Origin of the sequence: Azospirillum oryzae (assembly GCF_900177515.1) — a bacterium.
Taxonomy (GTDB): Bacteria; Pseudomonadota; Alphaproteobacteria; order Azospirillales; family Azospirillaceae; genus Azospirillum; species Azospirillum oryzae_A.
The window spans coordinates 346,738-364,413 of sequence record NZ_FXAK01000005.1 but is presented as its reverse complement, the minus strand read 5'-3'; the positions used below and the strand labels follow the sequence as shown (position 1 = coordinate 364,413).

Sequence of the window (17,676 nt, the reverse complement as noted above, 5' to 3'; positions counted from 1 at the left end):
GTCAGTCAAACGAAGCTGTCGGGCGTTCTCTCGCCGCCTCCGACTGTCGCAGGGAATGGATGAAGCCGGCAACCTCGCTGCGCATCGATCCCATCTGCTCCGCCAGCATGCCGGCGGCGCCGTCCAACTGGTTGGACGCGGCGCCGGTCTGCCCAGCCACGTCGGAGGTGGCGTTGACGTCGCCCAGCAGGGCGCGCACCCCCTGCGCCGCCTCAGCAACGCCGCGGCCGATCTCCGCCGTCGCCGCATTCTGCTCCTCCACCGCCGCGGCGATGGAGGCACTGATCTGGCTGAGGCTCTCCACCACGCGGGCGATCTCGACGATCTCGTCGGCGGCGGAGCCGGTGGAGCCCTGAATGGCGCGGATCTGCGTCTCGATGTCCTCAGTCGCCTTGGCGGTCTGGGTCGCCAGCGCCTTCACCTCGCCGGCGACGACGGCGAAGCCCTTGCCGGCCTCCCCGGCGCGCGCCGCCTCGATGGTGGCGTTCAGCGCCAGCAGGTTGGTCTGCTTGGCGATGGCGTGGATCAGCGTCACCACCGCCGACACCCGGTCGGAGGCCTGGACCAGCCCCGCCACCTGCTCCGTGGCCTTTGAGGCCCGACGCGACGCCTCGTCGGCGATCGATTGCGAATGCTGCGCCTGGGCGGAAATCTCGCGGATCGACGCCACCAGCTCGTCCACCGCGGCGGCCATACCGTCGACCGAGGCGTTCACCGCCGCGGCGTTGCCGGCGGCCTGCCGGCTGACCTGACCGTTGTGCTCGGCGACGTCGGCAAGGTCGCGGGTGGCGGCGCCCATGCCGTCGGTGGTGCGCAGCACCTCGCCCAGCACGCTGCCGACACGCCGTTCGAAATCATCGGCGACCGCGGCGATGGCGGCATGCCGCTCCGCCTCGGCCTGCCGGCGCAGTGCGACCTGTTCGGCTTCCAGCCGCTGCTTGGCGGCGCCCTGTTCCTTGAAGACCTGGACGGCGGCGGCCATGCGGCCGATCTCGTCACGGCGGTCGAGCGACGGCACATCGACCACGATGTCGCCGTCGGCCAGCCGCGTCATCACCCCGGTCAGGCGGACGATGGGCCGGGTGGCGCCGCGCACCATCAGGAACAGCACGCCGCACAGCGCCACCAGCGCCGCGATGCCTCCGCCGGCCAGCAGCCATGCCCGCTCCCGCGCCTGGACCTCCGCCCGGCGCGGCGACAGGTGGATCTCCACCGTTCCCAGCGTATCGACGCGGGCGCCGGTCTTGCGTTGGATGTCGGCGCGGCGGACCAGCACCGACGGGTCGCCGTCCGACACGTCGCCGCTTTTGGCGAAGACCTGTCCCTTCGGATCGAGCACCCGGCTGCCGAGATAGTCGGGATCGTTGGACAGCGCCGCCAACTGTGCCGCGGCGGATTCGGCATCGACGTTCCACAGCGGCTCCGCCAGCCCGCCGGCGATGACGCGGACGGTGACGGCGGCCCGGTCCTCCAGCGCGGTGCGGGCATCCTCGCGGTTGACGGTGACGACGGCGGCTATGCCGGTCGCGCTGATGACTGTGACCATCAGGGCGATGGGAACGACGACACGCATGGCAAGGGTACGGCCCACACGCTGCAGCATCAGGGGAACTCCATTGTGGGTGATGGAAAGGGGGCGGGGTCAGTCCCAGCCGGTGACCGCGCCGCCGATCAGGTTGAAGCCGAGAAGCCGGCCGCTGTCGTACAGCGCGAAGCCGCCGGCCGATTGCAGAAGCGCCGGCAGGCCGTCCACCATCTCGCGGTGGCGGGCCTGGATGCGTCCGGCCTCCAACGCATCGACGGCGGTGAAGCGCAGCCGCTCGCCCGGCCGCATCTGCGCCAGCACCGCAATGTCCGGCCCGACAACGCAGGCGATCTTGGGATAGCCGCCTGTGGTCTGCCGGTCGGCCAGCAGCACGATCGGCCGCCCGGTGCCCGGCACCTGCACCGCGCCCAAGGGAATGCCATCCGAGGTGATGTTGAAGCCGCGGGCATGCTCGATCACCGGGCCGTCGAGCCGGCAGCCCATGCGGTCGGCCTCGTGGCTGACAGTGTAATCCTCCTCCAGGAAGGCCCCGATCCCGGCCGGAGTGAAGTAATCCTGCTGCGGCCCCAGCATGACGCGCAGCCGCCCGCCGCGCGGCGGCAGCAGAGAGGGATCCAGGCAGCGCTCCCCCCGATCCGCCGCGTGATCCAACGACAGCGGCAGCCGGTCGCCCGCCTTCAGCGCGCCGCCGTCCAACCCGCCCATACGGCTGCGTATGTGGGTGGCGACACTGCCCAGCACCGGCTGAATGGCGAACCCACCCTCCACCGCCCAATAGCCGCGCATGCCGCTTCGCAAGGCACCGATGCGCAGGGTCTGCCCGTCGGTCAGGCGCAGGCTGGTCCAGGCCGGCACCGGCTCACCATCCACGGCCAACTCGGCATCGGCGGCGACGGCGATGCGCACCGGCCCGCCCTCCACCACCACACTGTCGCCGGCCAGGGTGAATTCAACCGCCCCCTCCCCCGGCCGGTTGCCGACCAGGGCATTGGCGACGGCATGCAGCAACGGATCGGCCGCCCCGGCGACAGAAACGCCATAGCGCTGATAGCCGACCCGCCCGCGGTCCTGGATGGTGGAACTGGGACCGGCGGCCACGATGCGAAGATGGCTGGTCATGCGGCGGCTCCCTGCAGCAGGGCGGCGGGTGCGGTCACCGTCTCGCAGTCGGGCAGATAGCCGCTCAATCCCTCCAGCCGGTCAAACTCGGCGGCGCTGATGGCGGTGAAGCGGATGCGGTCGCCCGGCGCCAGCAGGAAGGGCGGCTCCCGCCTGAGATCGAAGGTCCGCGCCGGGGTGCGGCCCAGCAGGTGCCAGCCGCTGGGCATGGCGATGGGGGAGATCGCCGCCTGCGCCCCGCCCTGCATGACGCTGCCCGCCGGGGTGACCATGCGCGGGTTCTCGCGCCGGGGCTGGTGCAGCACCTCCGGCAGCCCGCCGAGATAGGCGAAGCCGGGGGAGAAGCCCAGCATATAGACGCGGTAGTCGGCGGTGCAGTGCAGCCGCACCACCTCCTCGGCACTCAGTCCCGACCGGCGCGCCACGTCGTCCAGATCCTCGCCGTGGGCGCCGCCGAAGCAGACCGGCACGATCCAGCGCAATTGCGGTTCCGCCGCCGCGTGGGTCAGCTCCGCCGCCAACCCCAGCAGGGCTTGGCCCAGCGGCTCCGCCGCCGTCACCGCCGGGTCGAACTGCACCAGGATCGAGCGGTATGTGGGTACCGTTTCCACGATGCCGGGCAGACCGGCGTCGGCGATGCGGCGGTCGAGCCGGTGGACGGCGGCGTTCAGGTCCTGGGCGATGCCGTCGCCCAACTCGACGATCAGGGCGCTGTCCCCGGCCGGCCGCAGAACGGGTGCCGGAAACGAAGTGGTCACGCTCATGGCGGCTTCTCGAAATCTGGTCGAAAGGGGAAGCGCCCTGCGGTCAGCGGGCGTATTTGTCCAGGATCTGCTGATAGGCGCCGCTGACCTTCATCGCCGCGACGCCCTTGTCGAAGTCGTCGCGCAGCTTTGTGGTGTCGCGCGCCTTGGTGAAGGCGATGTAGCTGGGGATGTCCTGCACCGCCGGGCTCAGTTCCTTCACCTTGTCCAGCGCGCCGGCCTGCTTCAGGAAATACTGCGCGACATAGCGGTTGCTGGGCATCACGTCGAAGCGGCCGGAGACCAGCTTCTTCACGTTGCTGTCGCTGTCGTTGGACTTCTCCACCGCCGGCAGCACGCCGGTCTTGATCGCGTCGTCGACGATGGAGCCGTAGCTGATCTGGTTGACCACGCCGAACTTGCGGTCGGCCAGCTTGGACAGGTCGCCGTCGAAGCTGACCGGGCTGTCCTTCGCCACGAACAGCGATACCACCTGCGGCACCAGCACCTGGGTGGAGTAGTTCAGGAACTGCTCGCGCTCCGGCGTTTTATAGGCGGTGAAGATGGCATCCGCCCCGCCCTCCCGCACCGTGTCGAGCGCACGCGCCCACGGCATGATCTCCACCGTCACGGAATGTCCGGAAGCCTTCATCGCCTCCGTCACGATGTCATAGGCGATACCGGCCGGCTTGCCGCCGTCGTCATAGATCAGCGGCGGGAAGCTGAGCGCCACCATGCGCAACTGATCGGCCGAGGCCGGTGCCGCGACGGCCAGCAGGCCGGCGGCGAGAATGGACGTGGACAGCAGGCGGGCGGAGAACGGACGCGGCATCGGGCAAGCCTCCACTGTTGCCGCGCAAGGCGGAATGCCCGCGCGGCGGCCGGTGTTGCTGGGATTTGAAAGGGAGAGGGAGACGGAGAAGGGGCGGTCAGAGCACCGACAGGTGCGTGTTCAGCAGGTCGGTGATCAGCATGGCGCCGGGGCTGTGGGTGATGGCGATCGGCGGACGGGCATTGCGGATCGCGACCTGTGGCGTCACCCCGCAGGCCCAGAAGACCGGCACCTCGCCGGGTTCGATCGGAACCGCCTCGCCATGTTCGGGATCGGCGATGTCGCGGATGCCGATGGCGGCCGGATCACCGAAATGCACCGGCGCGCCATGCACCGACGGAAAGCGCGAGGTGATCTGGATGGCACGGATGGCGTCCTTCGGCACCATCGGCCGCATCGACACCACCATGTTGCCGCGGAAGCGGCCGGCAGGGGTGCAGGCGATGTTGGTCTCGTACATCGGCACATTGCGGTTCATCGCGATGTGCCGCACCGGCAGCCCATCGGCCAGCAACGCCTCCTCGAAGGAGAAGGAGCAGCCGATCAGGAAGGCGACGAAATCATCCTGCCACAGCTCGGTGATGTCGGTCGGCCCGTCCGCCAGCACGCCGTCGCGATAGACGCGGTAGCGTGGCACGTCGGTGCGGATGTCGATGTCGTGGCCGAGAGTCGGCAGGCGCGGATCGCCGACCTCCGACACCGCCAGCAGCGGGCAGGGCCGCGGGTTCGCCTGGCAGAAGCGCAGGAAGTCGCCGGCCCAATCCGCCGGCAGGATGGCGAGGTTGGCCTGGACATGGCCGGGGGCGAGTCCGGCGGTCTGGCCGCTGACGGCGCCGCTGCGGATGCGCAGGCGTTCGGCGGCGGCGGTGAGGAAGGGTCTGGTCATGGGGATGGTCCGGGGAGTTGGTGGTTTAGCTCATCCCCTCTCCCCCCCGGGGAGAGGGTTAGGGTGAGGGGGATGCATCGCGAGGATCTCTTCGGCTCCGCCGACCCCCTCATCCCAACCTTCTCCCCAGGGGGGAGAAGGAGCAGAGGTCCAGCGGTGGGCACGCACCCTTCACATGCCCAGATACGCCTGCCGCACCTCGTCGTTGCCCAGCAGGTCCTGGCCGCTGCCTTCCATCACGACGCGGCCGGTCTGGATGACATAGCCGCGGTCGGCGATCTCCAGCGCACGGTGGACGTTCTGCTCGACCAACAGCACGGTGATGCCGCGCCGGCGGATCAGCTGGATGGTCTCGAAGATGCGGGTCACCAGCTTGGGCGCGACGCCCCAGGACGGCTCGTCCAGCATCAGCAGATCCGGCTGGCTCATCAGGCCGCGGCACATCGCCAGCATCTGCTGTTCGCCGCCGGACAGGGTGCCGGCCTGCTGCTTCCGCCGTTCCCCCAGCACGGTGAAGGTGTCGTAGGCGAATTGGAGCGTTTCCTCGCGTTTCGCCGCATCGTTGGTGGTGAAGCCGCCCAGCATCAGGTTCTGTTCCACCGTCAGGCGCGGGAACAGGCGGCGACCTTCCGGCACCAGCACCAGCCCGCGCTTCACCCGCTCGTGGGCCGGCACGGATGAGATGTCCTGGCCCTTCAGCATCACCGACCCGCCGTCCAGGGCGTTCAGCCCGGCGACGGCGCGCAAGGTGGTGGACTTGCCGTTGCCGTTGCCGCCGACCAGCGCGACGATCTCGCCCCGCTTCAGGGTCAGGCTGACGTCGCGGATGGCCGGCACCCGGCGGTAGCTGGACTGGATGTTGCGGACCTGCAGCATCGCCTCGCCGGCGGGTGCGACGGCCACCGGGCGGACGGGTTCGGACAGGGTCGGTTGGAGCATCGTCTCACTCCCCCAGATAGGCGGCGATCACCGCCGGGTTCTCGGCGATTTCGGCCGGCGTGCCGTCGGCGATCTTGGCACCATAATCCAGCACAAGCATCCGGTGGGCGATGGGCATGATGCCCTCCATCACATGTTCGACGATGATGCTGGCGATGCCGCGCTGGTGGATACGGTGGACCAGGGCCGAGGCCTCGCGGACCTCGGTCGGGTTCAAGCCGGCCATCACCTCGTCCAGCAGGATCAGCTTCGGTTCGGTGGCGAGCGCGCGGGCAACCTCCAGCCGCTTCTGTTCCGACACCGTCAGGTCGGACGCCGGGGTATCGGCCCGGTGCGACAGGCCGACGAAGGCCAACTCCTCCTCCGCCCGGTCGCGGGCCTCGCCCACCCGCTTGTTGCGCAGCATGGCGCCGACCATGACATTCTCCAGCGCGGTCATCGACTGGAAGACACGGACGATCTGGAAGGTGCGGGCGATGCCCAATGCCGCCGCCGCTTCCGGGGTCGAGCCGGTGATGTCGTGCCCTTCGAAGGCGATGCGGCCGGTGGTGGGGGTGTGGAAGCCGGCGAGGCAGTTGAACAGCGTGGTCTTGCCGGCGCCGTTCGGGCCGATCAGCCCGATGATCTCGCCATGATGAACGATGAAGCTGATGTCGCGGTTGGCGATCAGTCCGTCGAAGGCCTTGCCCAGGCCGTCCACGGCAAGGAGGGGAGCGGTGTTCACGGGCGGACCTCCATCTTCTCGGCCTTTTCGGCCTCGGGCTTCGCGCCCGGCAGGTGGCGGCCCAGGTGGCGATGCACATCGCCCAGAAGGCCCAGAACGCCGGACGGGCTGAACACGGCGACCAGGATGATCATGGCGGCGTAGATGATCATGTCGGTGCCGGAGCCGGTGCTGCCGAACAGGGTGCGGCTGTATTCCTCGATGGTGATCAGGATGACGGCGCCCAGCACCGGCCCCATCAGCCGGCCCACCCCGCCCAGGATGGCGATCAGCGCGATCTTGATGGAGATCGTCGTGGCCAGGACCGAACCCGGATCGATGAACATCTCCTTCTGGGCGTAGAAGCTACCGCCCATCGCGGTCAGGAACGCTGACACCGACAGCGCGATCAGCTTGTAACGGGTCAGGCTGACGCCCAGGGCGCGGGCGGCTTCCGGCTCGTCCTTGATGGCGCGGAAATAATAGCCGATGTGGCTGCGCTCGATCGCCCAGGACACCAGAACCGTCAGCACCAGCAGGCCGAGGATGACGTAATAGTAGGGCAGCTTGGACAGGAAGATCAGCCAGGTCCAGCCGCTGCGGTCCATCGGCAGGTAGAGGCCGACGGCACCCTCCAGGAAGTCGCTGTTGGTGACCAGGATCTGCATGATCTCCGCCACCGCGATGGTCGCCATGGCGAAATAATGCCCCTTCAGCCGGAAGCAGGGCCAGCCCATGGCGAGCGCGAACAGTGCGGCCAGCAGCCCGCCGACCAGGGCACCGATCCAGGGCGTCAGTCCAAGCGTGGTCAGCAGCATGGTCGAGGTGTAGGCGCCGATGCCGTAGAACACCGCATGCCCCAGCGAGACCTGCCCGGCATAGCCGCCGACGATGTTCCAGGCGACGCCCATCTGGGCACCCATCAGGATCAGGATCAGGAAATTCTGCTGCGACGGTTCGGTGATCGCCAGCGGCAGCACGGCGGCAAGGGCCAGCAGGGCGCCGGTGCCGGCTGCCTTGCGCGAGAAGTTGGTTCCGGTCGTCATCAGGCTTTCCCCAGCAGGCCGCGCGGACGCACCAGCAGCACGACCAGCAGCAGCGACAGCACGATGGCGGTCTTGTATTCCGGGCCGATCAGGAAGCCGCCCAGCACCTCGATCAGTCCGACGATGATGCCGGCCAGGAAGGCGCCGGTGACGCTGCCGAAGCCCCCCAGCACGACCACCACGAAGGCGATCAGGATGAAGTTGGATCCCACCTCCGGAAAGATCGGGAAGAAGGTGGCGATCAGGCCGCCGGCCAGACCGGCGCAGGCGGCGCCGATGCCCCAGGCAAGGGCGAACATCTTCTGCCCGTCGATGCCCATCAGGGTCGCCGCCTCACGGTCGATGGCGGTGGCCTCCAGCGCGGTGCCGAGCCGGGTGCGGTGCAGGAACATCCACAGGGCGCCGGTGACGCCGACCGCCCCCAGCGCCGCCACGAACTGCGGCAGGCCGAACTGGACGGGGCCGAGCGCGATGTTGCCGCTGACCAGGCTGTGCGGGATCAGCCGGTGGTCCGGCTTCCAGAAGAACTGCGCCAGACCGCGCAGCAGGATCATCAGACCGAAGGTCGCGAAGATCTGCGACAGCATCGGGGCCTTCAGGATACGGCGGATCACCGTCTGATAGACGATGACGCCAACCGCGAACAGCAGCAGGGCGGTCAGTGGAAGCGCCACGATGGGGTCGATGGCGAAGAGGGCGAAGGCCCAGAAACTGGCATACATGCCGAGCATCAGGAATTCGCCATGGGCGAAATTGACGATGTCCATCACGCCGAAGATCAGCGTCAGGCCCACCGCAACCAGGGCATAGATCAGCCCGATCAGCAGGCCCGAGACGAGCACTTGGATGAGAATGTCTGCGGTCATTGCCGCGCCCCTTTTGCGGTCAGGGTGGGCCGGAGGAACTGTGCGGGAAAATCCCCTTTCCCATCCTGGAAAGGGTGGCGCCCGAGGCGCCGGGCTGAGGATGCGTCGTGGATCGAAGCGCGGGACCGACGGAACGCATCCACATCCCTACCCGTCGCGATGCGACAGGCTCCCCCTTTTCCGGGATGGGAAAGGGTAAGCAGCAGCCCGATGAAAGATGCGGTGCTCAGCGTCCGTCCCAGGCCGGCATCGGGTAGACGACCGGCTTGGTCGCCACGTCGAACGGCCACACCGTCACGTACTGGCCGCCCTGCACCTGGACGATGATGCCCTGGCCCAGCTCGTTCTGGCCGTTGGCGTCGAACTTGACGCCCTTCCACGGCATGATCAGACCGCTGGCCGGGATGTCGGTCTTCTGAAGTGCCTCGCGGATCGCGTCCGGCTTGGTCGAGCCGGCGCGGTCCAGCGCATCGGCCAGCACGGCGATGCCGGTGAAGGCGCGGGCGGAGTTGCCGTTGAAGTTCACGCCGGAGCGCTGGTGCATCAGGTCGTTGACCTGTTTGATCAACGGATTGCGCTCCGCCTGATCGAGCGCCCAGACCTCGCGGCTGATGACGAACTCGCCATCCTTGCCCATGGTCTTCAGGAACTCGCTGTCGTTGAAGCCGGCATCGTTGGCCAGCAGCATCTTCGGCGAGAAGCCCAGCTCCTTGTAGGTCTTCATCGACAGGATGGCGTCGCCGAGATAGCTGGACTGCATGATGACCGCCGGCGCGGCGGCCTTGATCCGCTGCACCTCGGACGTCATCTGCGTCGTCTTGGCCGGATAGAGGATCTTCTCGGAGATGGTGAAGCCCTGCTCCTCGGCCAGCTTCACCTGCAGCTTGGTCGTCTCATTGCCCCACAGCGTGTTCTCGTTGAACAGCGCGACGGTGCGCAGCTTGTCGCCGGTCTTCTTCTCCATGTCGTGCAGGAAGGTGAAGAAGTTGCCGACGAACAGGTCGTCATGCGGCGTGGTGCGGAAGAACCATTTGAACTTGCGCTGGGTCAGCGAGGCGGACGAGGACTCCCCGTTCAGGAACGGCACGCCATAGCGTTCGGCAACCTGGCTGGCGGTGGCGGTGACGTTGGAGAAATAGGCGCCGGTCAGCGCCACGACCTTCTCGCTGGTGATCAGGCGCTCGGCTTCGGTGGCGCCGACCTGCGGGTTGCCCTGGTGGTCGCCGAAGATCAGCTTGATCTTCGCGCCGTGCAGGTGCGGCAGGCCGATGCCGGCGACCAGCCCCGGCGGGGCGGGGATTTCCTTGTTGATGATGGCGGCGGCCAGTTCGGCGGCGGCCTTCAGCTCCACGCCGGTGGAGGCGGCGGCGCCGGTCAGCGGATAGATCACGCCGATGCGGATCTCGTCTTCGGCCTGGGCCGGCGCAGCGCCGAAGCCGATGCCGGTCAGCGCGGTCGTGGTCAGCAGGGCCGCCGCGGCCAGCATGCGCTTGATCGTCTGCCGGCGGGTGGGGAGCTTGCCCTTGGCGTTGGCCTGGAAATCGGGCGTGCGGGTGGGTTCGGTGATCGCTGCCGCGAACCGCATCGTGAATCTCCTCTGTTCAGTGCCTTGGTGGCTTGCGGCGCGCGCCTTTGCGGCTGTTTGGTGCGCCTCTGACAGGATGATGACACGAACAGTCTCGGGTCCGTCCAATCGTATGTTTTGATCTGGATTGATAAACAGCGACGATCAATCGCTTGCTAATGCGCACGGGGTCACTCGGCGGCGCGGGGCGCCTCGTTGCCGGTGGTCGCCTCGTAATTGGCGGCAACCTCGGCCGCCAGATCCGCGACCACAGACGCCATATGGTTCTCCGCCGTGGCGGAATGGGCGGCGCAGAAAGTCATGCCGGGCAGGGTCGCCTGCGACCGGATCAGCCGCAGCCGCCCCTCCGCCAATTCGCGCTGGACGATGACGGTGGGGATCACGCTGACGCCGACGGCGTCCACCGCCATCCGGACGACGCTGGCGAGCGAGCTGTTGCCGAACATCCGCACCTGCAATCCGACGGAGGAAAACATCTCGCGGATCACGCCATAGGGCTGCGTGGTGCGGGAAAAGGTGATGATCGGCCAGGCCGCCAGGTCGCGCAGCGACACCGGCTCCTCCGGCAGGGGCAACGCCGGGCTCGCCACCCAGCCCAGGGGATAGTTGCCGACCGGGACCGCCCTGAACCGGACATCGGTGTAGGAGGCCAGCATCACCGCCACGTCCAGCTCGTGCCGGGCAAGCGCATCGCGCATGCTTGGGGAGGTTTCGACCTCAATCTCCAGCGACACCGCGGGGTAGAGGGCGTTCAGCCGTTCGATCAACTGGCTGAGCCATGTGTGGACCACCGTCTCCGCCACGCCCAGCCGGATGACGCCGCGGATGGCGCTGCGGTCCGCCACCGCGGTCAGCAACTCCGACCTGAGCGCCATCATCTTCTCGGCATAGGTCAGCAGGACCATCGCCTGCGGCGTCGGCGCCACCCGCCGGCCGACCCGCTCGAACAGCACGACGCCCAGCTCGTCCTGAAGCTGGGCGATCCGGGCGGAGACGGCGGGCTGGGTGGTGTTCAGCCGCTCGGCCGCCCGGCGGAACCCGCCGAGCCGCATCGTCCAGATGAAGGTTTCCAGCGATTTCAGGTCCAGCATGCCTCACCCATCCCCGTTCCGGATCATCGCACGCCGCACCGTCATCGCCGGCTGCCCTCAATCCTCGTCGGCCAGCGTCGCCAGTTCCGCTTCCAATACCGCCAGCCGCTCGCGCAGCCGGTCGCGCTCCGCCTCCAGCGCCTCCCGGCGGCTGACATGGTCGATGGCCTTGCTCCGCAGGTCGCGCTTGAAACGCACGATCTCCGGCCGGGTGACGTCGGGTCGGATCAGGTTGCGCTGGTCGGCCAGTCGCAGCTGCTCGCTGGTGAGGGTGGCGAGCTGGTAGACGGTGGCATAGCTCGGCGGCAGCTTCGGTCCCGGCAAACGCCCGCTGTCCACCGCCTCCGCCACCATGCGCAGCTGGTAGGCGACCTGATAGCCGAAAGGCAGTTCGTTCTCGACCATCGCCTGGAACTCGCCATGCGGCAGCCGTGCCCGCGCCTGGACCAGATAGCGGCCGATCAGCAGGAACTTCTCCTGTGCGCTGCGCCAGAGGGTGGAGATTTCCTGGACGAACTCCTCGCGGCGGACGAGATCGACCGTCGCCTCCGACATGCGCTCGATCCGCTCGTCCACCGCGATGTGGCGGCGGGCCTGGGCCTTGGAAACCTGCTTGAACCCGCTCATTGCGCCAGCTCCAGTTCATGGCGGACAAAGGCCCAGACGCCGGCGACATGCTCGGCCCCTTTGCCCCCCTTCAGCTCCAGCAGGCCGAGCCCGCGGCCGGCGGTGAACTGGATGTCCTCGTAATCCGGCACCTCGACCGGACAGATGCGGCCGTCGCCCAGCAGCTTGCGCTGCGCCTCGGTGAAGCCGCGGGTGCGCGGCTTAACGCGGTTCATCACGAAGGCGGCGTTCTTGCCATAGCGGCGGACGAAGCGCATCCAGGGCCGGACGGAATCCAGGTCGTCGTCGCTCTGTCCGGTGGGGACCACGATCAGGTCGGAGGACAGCGCAAGCAGCTTGAACTCCTCCGGATGGTCTTCGATCGACGGCGGCGTGTCGATCACCAGCAGGTCGAAGCCTGCGATGCCGTCCAGCGCCGCCCGGATATCGGTCGGGGTCATGCCGGCTTCGAAATGGGTGATGGACGCCATGCCGTCCGGACGCTTGGCGAACCACTTGGTCAGGCTGCGCTGCGGATCGAGATCCAGCGTCGCCACCGCGCAGCCGTCAAGCGCGGCGGCCACCGCGATGTTGCGGCTCAGCGTCGTCTTGCCGATCCCGCCCTTCGGGCCATTGACCAGCAAGCGCTTCACCGGCCCGTGTCCCGTGTCGTTGCTCATTGCAGTGTCCCTTATCGCCATCGGCTGTCGGCCCCTTTTACCAAAGCCTGCCCGCGGCGCAAATCTAAGACATGTCTTAGCTTCGCACCGCCGGTACGGGGTGTCGCCCCGGCCACAGAAGCGCGAGTTAAGACAGAATTCGGCATCATCATCGCATACGACGCATGGCCGACGCCAGCACCGGTCGCACGGCGCCGCCTCCACCGCCCAACTCCCCGGCCCGTTCCCCAGCCAGGGCGATTGCCCGCAACCGCTCCGCCAGAGCGCGTTCGGTGGCACAGGCTTCCTCGCACAGTGCACGGATCTCGGCAATGCTCGGCCGCCATTTGCGGGTCCGGCGCCAGCGGCGTGCGGCTTGATCGATCGCCCAGGCCGGGAACTCGCCCAGATCATCCGCCCAGTCCATCGCGAGCAATTGCTCCACCTCCGGCGTCGTCGCCTTCGCCGGAAAATGGCTGAGCAGTGCCAGCACCCGGCCCAGCAGATGGTTTGCCGGCGCCGGCGCCAGGATGGTTTCATCGATCTCCGCAAGCGCCCGGCGGGCAAGCGCGGCATGGCGCGGTGTCACCCCGTCGGGCGGCGTCCAGTCTTCCACCACATCGGCGAAACCGTCCTCGGTGAAGCGGCTGTGGCGCCCGACCTGCCCGCGGTCGAGCAGCCGCTGCAGTGGCTCCGGCAAAGCCTCGCGCAGCATCCGGCCGCGCAGGGCCGGGGCCATCGCCGGATCGAAGGGCAGCGGCAGGCCGGGCGGAACGGCGGGGGCCGCCGGGAACGGATGCAGGTTGCTCATGCGATCCCCCAGGGATTGGCGGGCGTGGCCGATTGCCCGGCGTTCAGGCGCGCTGCAACACTCGTCCAGGCCGACAGGCGCTGTTCCGCATTGGCGGCGGTTGCCGCAGCAGGTGTCGACGTGCGGGAAATGGCGTGTGCACCACGGTTGCCGGATCCGCGGACCGTTGCCGCGGGCTGTGGCGCCATACGCCCGGCGTCCTGCAGCAGCCACGACCGCCACGCCGCTGCCGGATCGCGGTAGCGGTAGCCATGGGCGCGGCATTGCTGGACGAAGCGCTCGGCATGGCCGTCGACGTCCAGGTCGGGGAAGCGTCCCGCCGCCCACTCCCGGTCAGCGGTCGGCGGCATCCAGCCCTGCGGAACCTCCTCGGCCACCGGCGCCGTCCGCTCGCCCGCACACCGGTGGAGCGTGTCAGGAATCTGTTCTGGTTCAGGCTGTTTGTGACTCGCCGCTGAACAGGGGGAGTCCGCCGCCGAGTCAGCGGGGCTGTCCACCCCTGCACCATCGCCGGCTTTCCCATCCGCCGCGTTTTCGGCGATCAGCGCTAGCCGATAGCGGCAGCTCAGCCGGCCGCCATTGGCCGAGCGGCGGTGTTCGATGCGGACCAGCCCGAGCGCCTCCAGCCGGCCCAGGATCCGGTTGACGGTCGGCCGGCTGCGCTTCAGCTTTCCCGCCAGCGTCGCCTGCGACGGCCAGCACACCCCCGCCTCGTCGGCGTAGGTGCTGAGCGCCGCCAGCACGGCGAGGCCGTCGGCGTCGAGGTCGGGGTGGTCGAGCCACCAGGCCGGGATCCGGCCCCAGCGGTTCGGGTTCGTGCTGCTCTCGGTCATCTGTGGCGATACTCCTCTGCGCCATCCGCGCAAGATTGGACGCATGGACGGCCGCATGTCTGGCCGTCACGGTTGGTCCAGAGGATTCGAAGCGGTTGATGGCAGAGTCGAATCGCGGGCAGCTGCTCCATGACCATCCCATGGAGTGGCTGCCCGCGCTTGGTGAGCGACAGCCCGCGACCGTAAAGCCCCTGCCCGCGACCATGGAGCATCGGCTCGCGGTTCCGTCGCGAATCGGAATCCTGGTGCCTTTGGCCGCGGTCCTGGAGCCATTGCCCGCGATTTGAGGCCCGCCAACAGCCCGCGATCCCGGACATTCCTGGAGCAACAGCCCGCGATTGACCGCGGACAGCGGAAATAGCGAGCAATCCGGCCCCGCTCGCATCCGTTCCCGCTCCCCATGGAGCGCCAGCCCGCGGTTCCGCCCGGCCCACGTGCCGTCCGCCGGTGCCGATTCTCCCCGATTCTTCAAGGAGTCGCGGTCACGCACCCCGGCCGGACCCGCTTTGCGGCCCAATCGCGGGCTGTCGCTCCATAACCGCGGGCCGTTGCTCCATCATCGCGGGGTACGGCACCATATGCGCGGGCTGTCGCTCCATCCCGGATGCGGTAATTTCTCCGCGTTCTGTTGCACCGGCGGGTCCGCCGCGCCATGGTTACTCCCGACCTTCGGAGACGTTCATGACCAAGATGGCCCCGACCAGCGCCGCACAGCTCATCCTGTTCGAGCTGGAAGACCGTTCGCAATCGCACCTGATCGCGCTCTACGATCTGGCGCCGCGCTTCGTCTTCGTCTCCCGCGACAACGACAAGGAAAAGGCCGCCAAGGACAAGGGCGAGCTGGTCACCAAGGACAACTTCATCAAGTCGGTGCGGCGCGAGTTCGCCTTCCGCGGTCGCAACTACCGCCTGACCGTCCAGCCCGCCCGTATCGACCGGCTCAGCACCGCGAAGAAGGACGACCGCGCGCCCGGCGCCGGCCCGGATCTGGTCGAAGTCGAGATCTTCCCGTCGGAGCGCGAGCAGGTGGTGGAGCAGGTCGTCCGCCGTCTCGCCATGGACCGTTCGCGCCTGTCGCTGACCGGCGAGAACCGCGACAAGGTGCAGATGCGCTTCAGCCTCTACGAGATCCAGCGCGAGCTGCGGGCGGTCAACCACACCCTGTCGATCCAGGACATCCGCGAATCCCTGACCATCCTGGCGCGGTCGCGCATCATCATCTCCACCGGCGGCAGCGCCGAGCCGGGCAAGAAGAGCCGCGGGCAGAACCTGCTGGAATCCACCGCCTTCCCGGTGCTGGCGATCCGCTCGCGCCCTGATCTGGTCGATGAGGATGGCGGGGTCGAGGAGACCTATCTGGAATTCAACCCGCTGGTCTCCGCCGCCATCCGCGATCTGGAGTTCAAGCCGGTTTCCTACGCCTGGCTGATGAAGCTGAAGTCGCCGGTGTCGCGCTGGCTCTACAACCGTCTGTCGATCGAATACGACACCGCCGACGACGAGGCGAAGCCGATCTCGATCAGCGCCGACGAGATCATCAAGAACAGCGGCATGAACGAGTGGTCGCGCCGCCGCGACACGCTGCGCGTGGTCACCTCCGCCGTCGATGCGCTGGTGGAGGAGGGGATTCTCGATGTCGCCGACAAGGAATACACCAAGGTCGGCAAGCGCATTGATGCCATCGACTATGTGCTGACCCCGTCGCAGAAGTTCCTGGATCAGGTCCGCCGCGGCCGCCGGGTGCAGACCACCAACATCGACCTGCTCAAGCAGATCGTCGGCAATGCCATGCGCCCCGACGGTTTCGTGCCGTTGAAGGCAGGGGAGGCGGCGGAGGTCCGCAACAAGCGCGCCAAGCGGCTGGCCGATCCGGCGAAACCGGCGCAGGCCGCACTGCCGCTGCCGAAGAAATAGCGGCTCAGCGCGCCAGAATACGCCGCGCTACCAGCGTGATGGCGGTCCCCAGCAGAGCGCCCGCCAACACGTCGGAAGCCCAATGCCGGTGCCTGACCACCCGCCCGCCGGCAAGGGCCGCCGCCGTTCCGTAGATCATCAGGCTTTGTGCCGGTGTCCGGCTGACCGTGGCGAGCGCCGTCGCCGCGGCAAATGCGCTTGCCGCATGTCCCGACGGCAGCGACCGCGCGCTGATGCGCCATCCCGGTTTGCGGCGCGGGGCGCATTCATCGGGGCGCCGACGCTTCACATAGCGCTTGATCGAGCGGCTGGCGGTCGCGGTCACCACCAGGCCGGCGACGCCGACGCTGCCGGCACGCCGCAGATCCTTGTGACCGGTCAACAGCCCGACGATGCCGGCAATGGCGAAGCCGGGGATCAGCACATGCCGCTTTATGGCGTAATGGCCCGCGGTCGCCAGCGCATGGCTGACCGGGCCGGGATCGCAGGTGACGATGTCGTGGACCTGCGCGTCGAGTGCATCGACGGCGGTCAGGGTGGGCTGAAGGATGGCGGGAACCGGGTTGCCGCCATAGCCGATGCCGCCGCCCGGATTCTCGATCGCAGTCTGTTCGATGATGTCGCTCAACGCCGGTCCTCTGCCTTCCGCGCCGCAACATGGGCGCCGCAGAGGAACGCGGGGCGGGCGGCGGCGGTTCCCTGAGCCTGTCTGCCTGAACGACGCTCCACTCTCGACAGGACATCCCATAGGATATCATCTGGATTGCTCTCCGTAAGGGATCCACCCATAATCACAGGAATGAAGAGAGCTGTCCTCGACACCAACATTCTGACCGCAGGCTTGCGGAGTCGGCAGGGCGCCTCATTTGCGGTGCTGAGCCTCCTTGCCGATCGACAGTTCACTGCATTGGTGACCACAGCCCTGTTCCTGGAGTACGAGGCGGTGTTGAAGCGGCCTGAACAGTGTGAGGTTCACGGACTGAGCGAGGCGGATCTGGATGGTCTGCTAAGCGAATTGGCAGCAGTTCTGGAGCCGGTTGACGTGCGTTTCACATGGCGGCCCCAACTTTCCGATCCTGCCGACGAAATGGTGCTGGAGGCGGCGGTCAATGGCCGGGCAGACGTGCTGGTAACCCATAATGTTCGGGACTTTGCCAGTGCGGCACCGCGGTTTGGCATCCCGGTTCTCAGGCCGGCGGAGTTCCTGCGAGGAGTAGCGATATGAGCAAGGCGACCTATCCCCTCAAGCTGCCCGCATCCGTCAAGGATGCCGCCGCCCGGCTGGCCCGCGAGGATGGCGTATCACTGAACCAGTGGATCGCTGCGGCTGTGGCCGAGAAGGTCGGTGCGGTCGAAACGGCTGCCTTCTTCCTGAAAGCCCGTGCCGGCGCCGCAACGGGTGCGGGCCTGCGGTCATTTTTGGACCGGGTGCCGGACCGGCCGCCCCAGACGGGTGACGAATTGGAGCGGTGAGACTCGCTTTGGGACGGCTCCGGC

Annotated in this window: 19 protein-coding genes; 3 read left to right on the top strand and 16 right to left on the bottom strand. The window is 67.9% G+C overall.

Annotated elements, in window-relative coordinates; all coding sequences use genetic code 11:
• Window position 1 precedes the first annotated feature (1 nt).
• The 15 genes from B9N97_RS10125 to B9N97_RS10055 form a co-directional block, all read right to left on the bottom strand.
• Complete coding sequence (locus B9N97_RS10125) at window positions 2-1,603, bottom strand: methyl-accepting chemotaxis protein (protein WP_085085927.1); 1,602 nt, start codon at window positions 1,601-1,603, stop codon at window positions 2-4.
• A gap of 39 nt (window positions 1,604-1,642) precedes the next feature.
• Window positions 1,643-2,665: a 5-oxoprolinase subunit C family protein gene (locus B9N97_RS10120; protein ID WP_085085926.1), complete on the bottom strand. Its 1,023-nt coding sequence runs from the start codon at window positions 2,663-2,665 to the stop codon at window positions 1,643-1,645.
• Entirely contained in the window at window positions 2,662-3,429 is a 768-nt protein-coding gene (gene pxpB / locus B9N97_RS10115; RefSeq protein WP_085085924.1) for a 5-oxoprolinase subunit PxpB, read from the bottom strand. Before pxpB ends, B9N97_RS10120 begins: the two co-directional genes overlap by 4 nt.
• A gap of 43 nt (window positions 3,430-3,472) precedes the next feature.
• Entirely contained in the window at window positions 3,473-4,240 is a 768-nt protein-coding gene (locus tag B9N97_RS10110) for a substrate-binding periplasmic protein (protein ID WP_085085922.1), read from the bottom strand.
• A gap of 97 nt (window positions 4,241-4,337) precedes the next feature.
• Window positions 4,338-5,126: a putative hydro-lyase gene (locus tag B9N97_RS10105; RefSeq protein WP_085085920.1), complete on the bottom strand. Its 789-nt coding sequence runs from the start codon at window positions 5,124-5,126 to the stop codon at window positions 4,338-4,340.
• A 171-nt stretch (window positions 5,127-5,297) separates the two neighbouring features.
• Window positions 5,298-6,065: an ABC transporter ATP-binding protein gene (locus B9N97_RS10100; protein WP_244560643.1), complete on the bottom strand. Its 768-nt coding sequence runs from the start codon at window positions 6,063-6,065 to the stop codon at window positions 5,298-5,300.
• Between the two features lie 4 nt (window positions 6,066-6,069).
• Window positions 6,070-6,789 carry an ABC transporter ATP-binding protein gene (locus B9N97_RS10095; RefSeq protein ID WP_085085918.1) on the bottom strand — a complete coding sequence of 240 codons (720 nt, stop codon included), beginning with the start codon at window positions 6,787-6,789 and terminating at the stop codon, window positions 6,070-6,072.
• Entirely contained in the window at window positions 6,786-7,814 is a 1,029-nt protein-coding gene (locus B9N97_RS10090; RefSeq protein ID WP_085085916.1) for a branched-chain amino acid ABC transporter permease, read from the bottom strand. Before B9N97_RS10090 ends, B9N97_RS10095 begins: the two co-directional genes overlap by 4 nt.
• On the bottom strand, window positions 7,814-8,680 hold the full coding sequence (locus B9N97_RS10085; RefSeq protein ID WP_085085914.1) for a branched-chain amino acid ABC transporter permease: 867 nt from the start codon (window positions 8,678-8,680) through the stop codon (window positions 7,814-7,816). Before B9N97_RS10085 ends, B9N97_RS10090 begins: the two co-directional genes overlap by 1 nt.
• Before the next feature lie 226 nt (window positions 8,681-8,906).
• Window positions 8,907-10,265 carry an ABC transporter substrate-binding protein gene (locus B9N97_RS10080; protein ID WP_208621189.1) on the bottom strand — a complete coding sequence of 453 codons (1,359 nt, stop codon included), beginning with the start codon at window positions 10,263-10,265 and terminating at the stop codon, window positions 8,907-8,909.
• A 170-nt stretch (window positions 10,266-10,435) separates the two neighbouring features.
• Entirely contained in the window at window positions 10,436-11,356 is a 921-nt protein-coding gene (locus B9N97_RS10075; protein ID WP_085085912.1) for a LysR family transcriptional regulator, read from the bottom strand.
• Window positions 11,357-11,413: 57 nt separating this feature from the next.
• Window positions 11,414-11,983, bottom strand: coding sequence for a hypothetical protein (locus tag B9N97_RS10070; protein WP_085085910.1), 570 nt, complete (start codon window positions 11,981-11,983; stop codon window positions 11,414-11,416).
• Window positions 11,980-12,642, bottom strand: coding sequence for a ParA family protein (locus tag B9N97_RS10065; RefSeq protein ID WP_085085908.1), 663 nt, complete (start codon window positions 12,640-12,642; stop codon window positions 11,980-11,982). Before B9N97_RS10065 ends, B9N97_RS10070 begins: the two co-directional genes overlap by 4 nt.
• Window positions 12,643-12,790: 148 nt before the next feature.
• Window positions 12,791-13,432: a hypothetical protein gene (locus B9N97_RS10060; protein ID WP_085085906.1), complete on the bottom strand. Its 642-nt coding sequence runs from the start codon at window positions 13,430-13,432 to the stop codon at window positions 12,791-12,793.
• Window positions 13,429-14,265 carry a helix-turn-helix domain-containing protein gene (locus B9N97_RS10055; RefSeq protein WP_085085904.1) on the bottom strand — a complete coding sequence of 279 codons (837 nt, stop codon included), beginning with the start codon at window positions 14,263-14,265 and terminating at the stop codon, window positions 13,429-13,431. The genes B9N97_RS10060 and B9N97_RS10055 overlap by 4 nt, the downstream gene beginning before the upstream one ends.
• Before the next feature lie 681 nt (window positions 14,266-14,946).
• Here B9N97_RS10055 and B9N97_RS10045 point away from each other — a divergent pair.
• Entirely contained in the window at window positions 14,947-16,179 is a 1,233-nt protein-coding gene (locus tag B9N97_RS10045) for a plasmid replication protein (RefSeq protein WP_085085900.1), read from the top strand.
• A gap of 4 nt (window positions 16,180-16,183) precedes the next feature.
• Here the strand turns inward: B9N97_RS10045 and B9N97_RS10040 are convergent, their stop codons facing one another.
• Window positions 16,184-16,807, bottom strand: coding sequence for a phosphatase PAP2 family protein (locus B9N97_RS10040; protein WP_244560642.1), 624 nt, complete (start codon window positions 16,805-16,807; stop codon window positions 16,184-16,186).
• Between the two features lie 171 nt (window positions 16,808-16,978).
• On the opposite strand from B9N97_RS10040, the gene B9N97_RS10035 reads away from it, so the two are divergent.
• Entirely contained in the window at window positions 16,979-17,404 is a 426-nt protein-coding gene (locus tag B9N97_RS10035; protein WP_167393267.1) for a putative toxin-antitoxin system toxin component, PIN family, read from the top strand.
• Complete coding sequence (locus B9N97_RS10030; RefSeq protein ID WP_085085894.1) at window positions 17,401-17,652, top strand: pilus assembly protein HicB; 252 nt, start codon at window positions 17,401-17,403, stop codon at window positions 17,650-17,652. The genes B9N97_RS10035 and B9N97_RS10030 overlap by 4 nt, the downstream gene beginning before the upstream one ends.
• Window positions 17,653-17,676 lie beyond the last annotated feature (24 nt).

Excerpts from the sequence above, each read along its gene's own strand:
- B9N97_RS10125 (WP_085085927.1), bottom strand. The coding sequence starts at position 1,603 with ATGCTGCAGCGTGTGGGCCGTACCCTTGCCATGCGTGTCGTCGTTCCC.
- B9N97_RS10120 (WP_085085926.1), bottom strand. The coding sequence starts at position 2,665 with ATGACCAGCCATCTTCGCATCGTGGCCGCCGGTCCCAGTTCCACCATC.
- pxpB (WP_085085924.1), bottom strand. The coding sequence starts at position 3,429 with ATGAGCGTGACCACTTCGTTTCCGGCACCCGTTCTGCGGCCGGCCGGG.
- B9N97_RS10110 (WP_085085922.1), bottom strand. The coding sequence starts at position 4,240 with ATGCCGCGTCCGTTCTCCGCCCGCCTGCTGTCCACGTCCATTCTCGCC.
- B9N97_RS10105 (WP_085085920.1), bottom strand. The coding sequence starts at position 5,126 with ATGACCAGACCCTTCCTCACCGCCGCCGCCGAACGCCTGCGCATCCGC.
- B9N97_RS10100 (WP_244560643.1), bottom strand. The coding sequence starts at position 6,065 with ATGCTCCAACCGACCCTGTCCGAACCCGTCCGCCCGGTGGCCGTCGCA.
- B9N97_RS10090 (WP_085085916.1), bottom strand. The coding sequence starts at position 7,814 with ATGACGACCGGAACCAACTTCTCGCGCAAGGCAGCCGGCACCGGCGCC.
- B9N97_RS10085 (WP_085085914.1), bottom strand. The coding sequence starts at position 8,680 with ATGACCGCAGACATTCTCATCCAAGTGCTCGTCTCGGGCCTGCTGATC.
- B9N97_RS10080 (WP_208621189.1), bottom strand. The coding sequence starts at position 10,265 with ATGCGGTTCGCGGCAGCGATCACCGAACCCACCCGCACGCCCGATTTC.
- B9N97_RS10075 (WP_085085912.1), bottom strand. The coding sequence starts at position 11,356 with ATGCTGGACCTGAAATCGCTGGAAACCTTCATCTGGACGATGCGGCTC.
- B9N97_RS10070 (WP_085085910.1), bottom strand. The coding sequence starts at position 11,983 with ATGAGCGGGTTCAAGCAGGTTTCCAAGGCCCAGGCCCGCCGCCACATC.
- B9N97_RS10065 (WP_085085908.1), bottom strand. The coding sequence starts at position 12,642 with ATGAGCAACGACACGGGACACGGGCCGGTGAAGCGCTTGCTGGTCAAT.
- B9N97_RS10060 (WP_085085906.1), bottom strand. The coding sequence starts at position 13,432 with ATGAGCAACCTGCATCCGTTCCCGGCGGCCCCCGCCGTTCCGCCCGGC.
- B9N97_RS10055 (WP_085085904.1), bottom strand. The coding sequence starts at position 14,265 with ATGACCGAGAGCAGCACGAACCCGAACCGCTGGGGCCGGATCCCGGCC.
- B9N97_RS10045 (WP_085085900.1), top strand. The coding sequence starts at position 14,947 with ATGACCAAGATGGCCCCGACCAGCGCCGCACAGCTCATCCTGTTCGAG.
- B9N97_RS10035 (WP_167393267.1), top strand. The coding sequence starts at position 16,979 with ATGAAGAGAGCTGTCCTCGACACCAACATTCTGACCGCAGGCTTGCGG.
- B9N97_RS10030 (WP_085085894.1), top strand. The coding sequence starts at position 17,401 with ATGAGCAAGGCGACCTATCCCCTCAAGCTGCCCGCATCCGTCAAGGAT.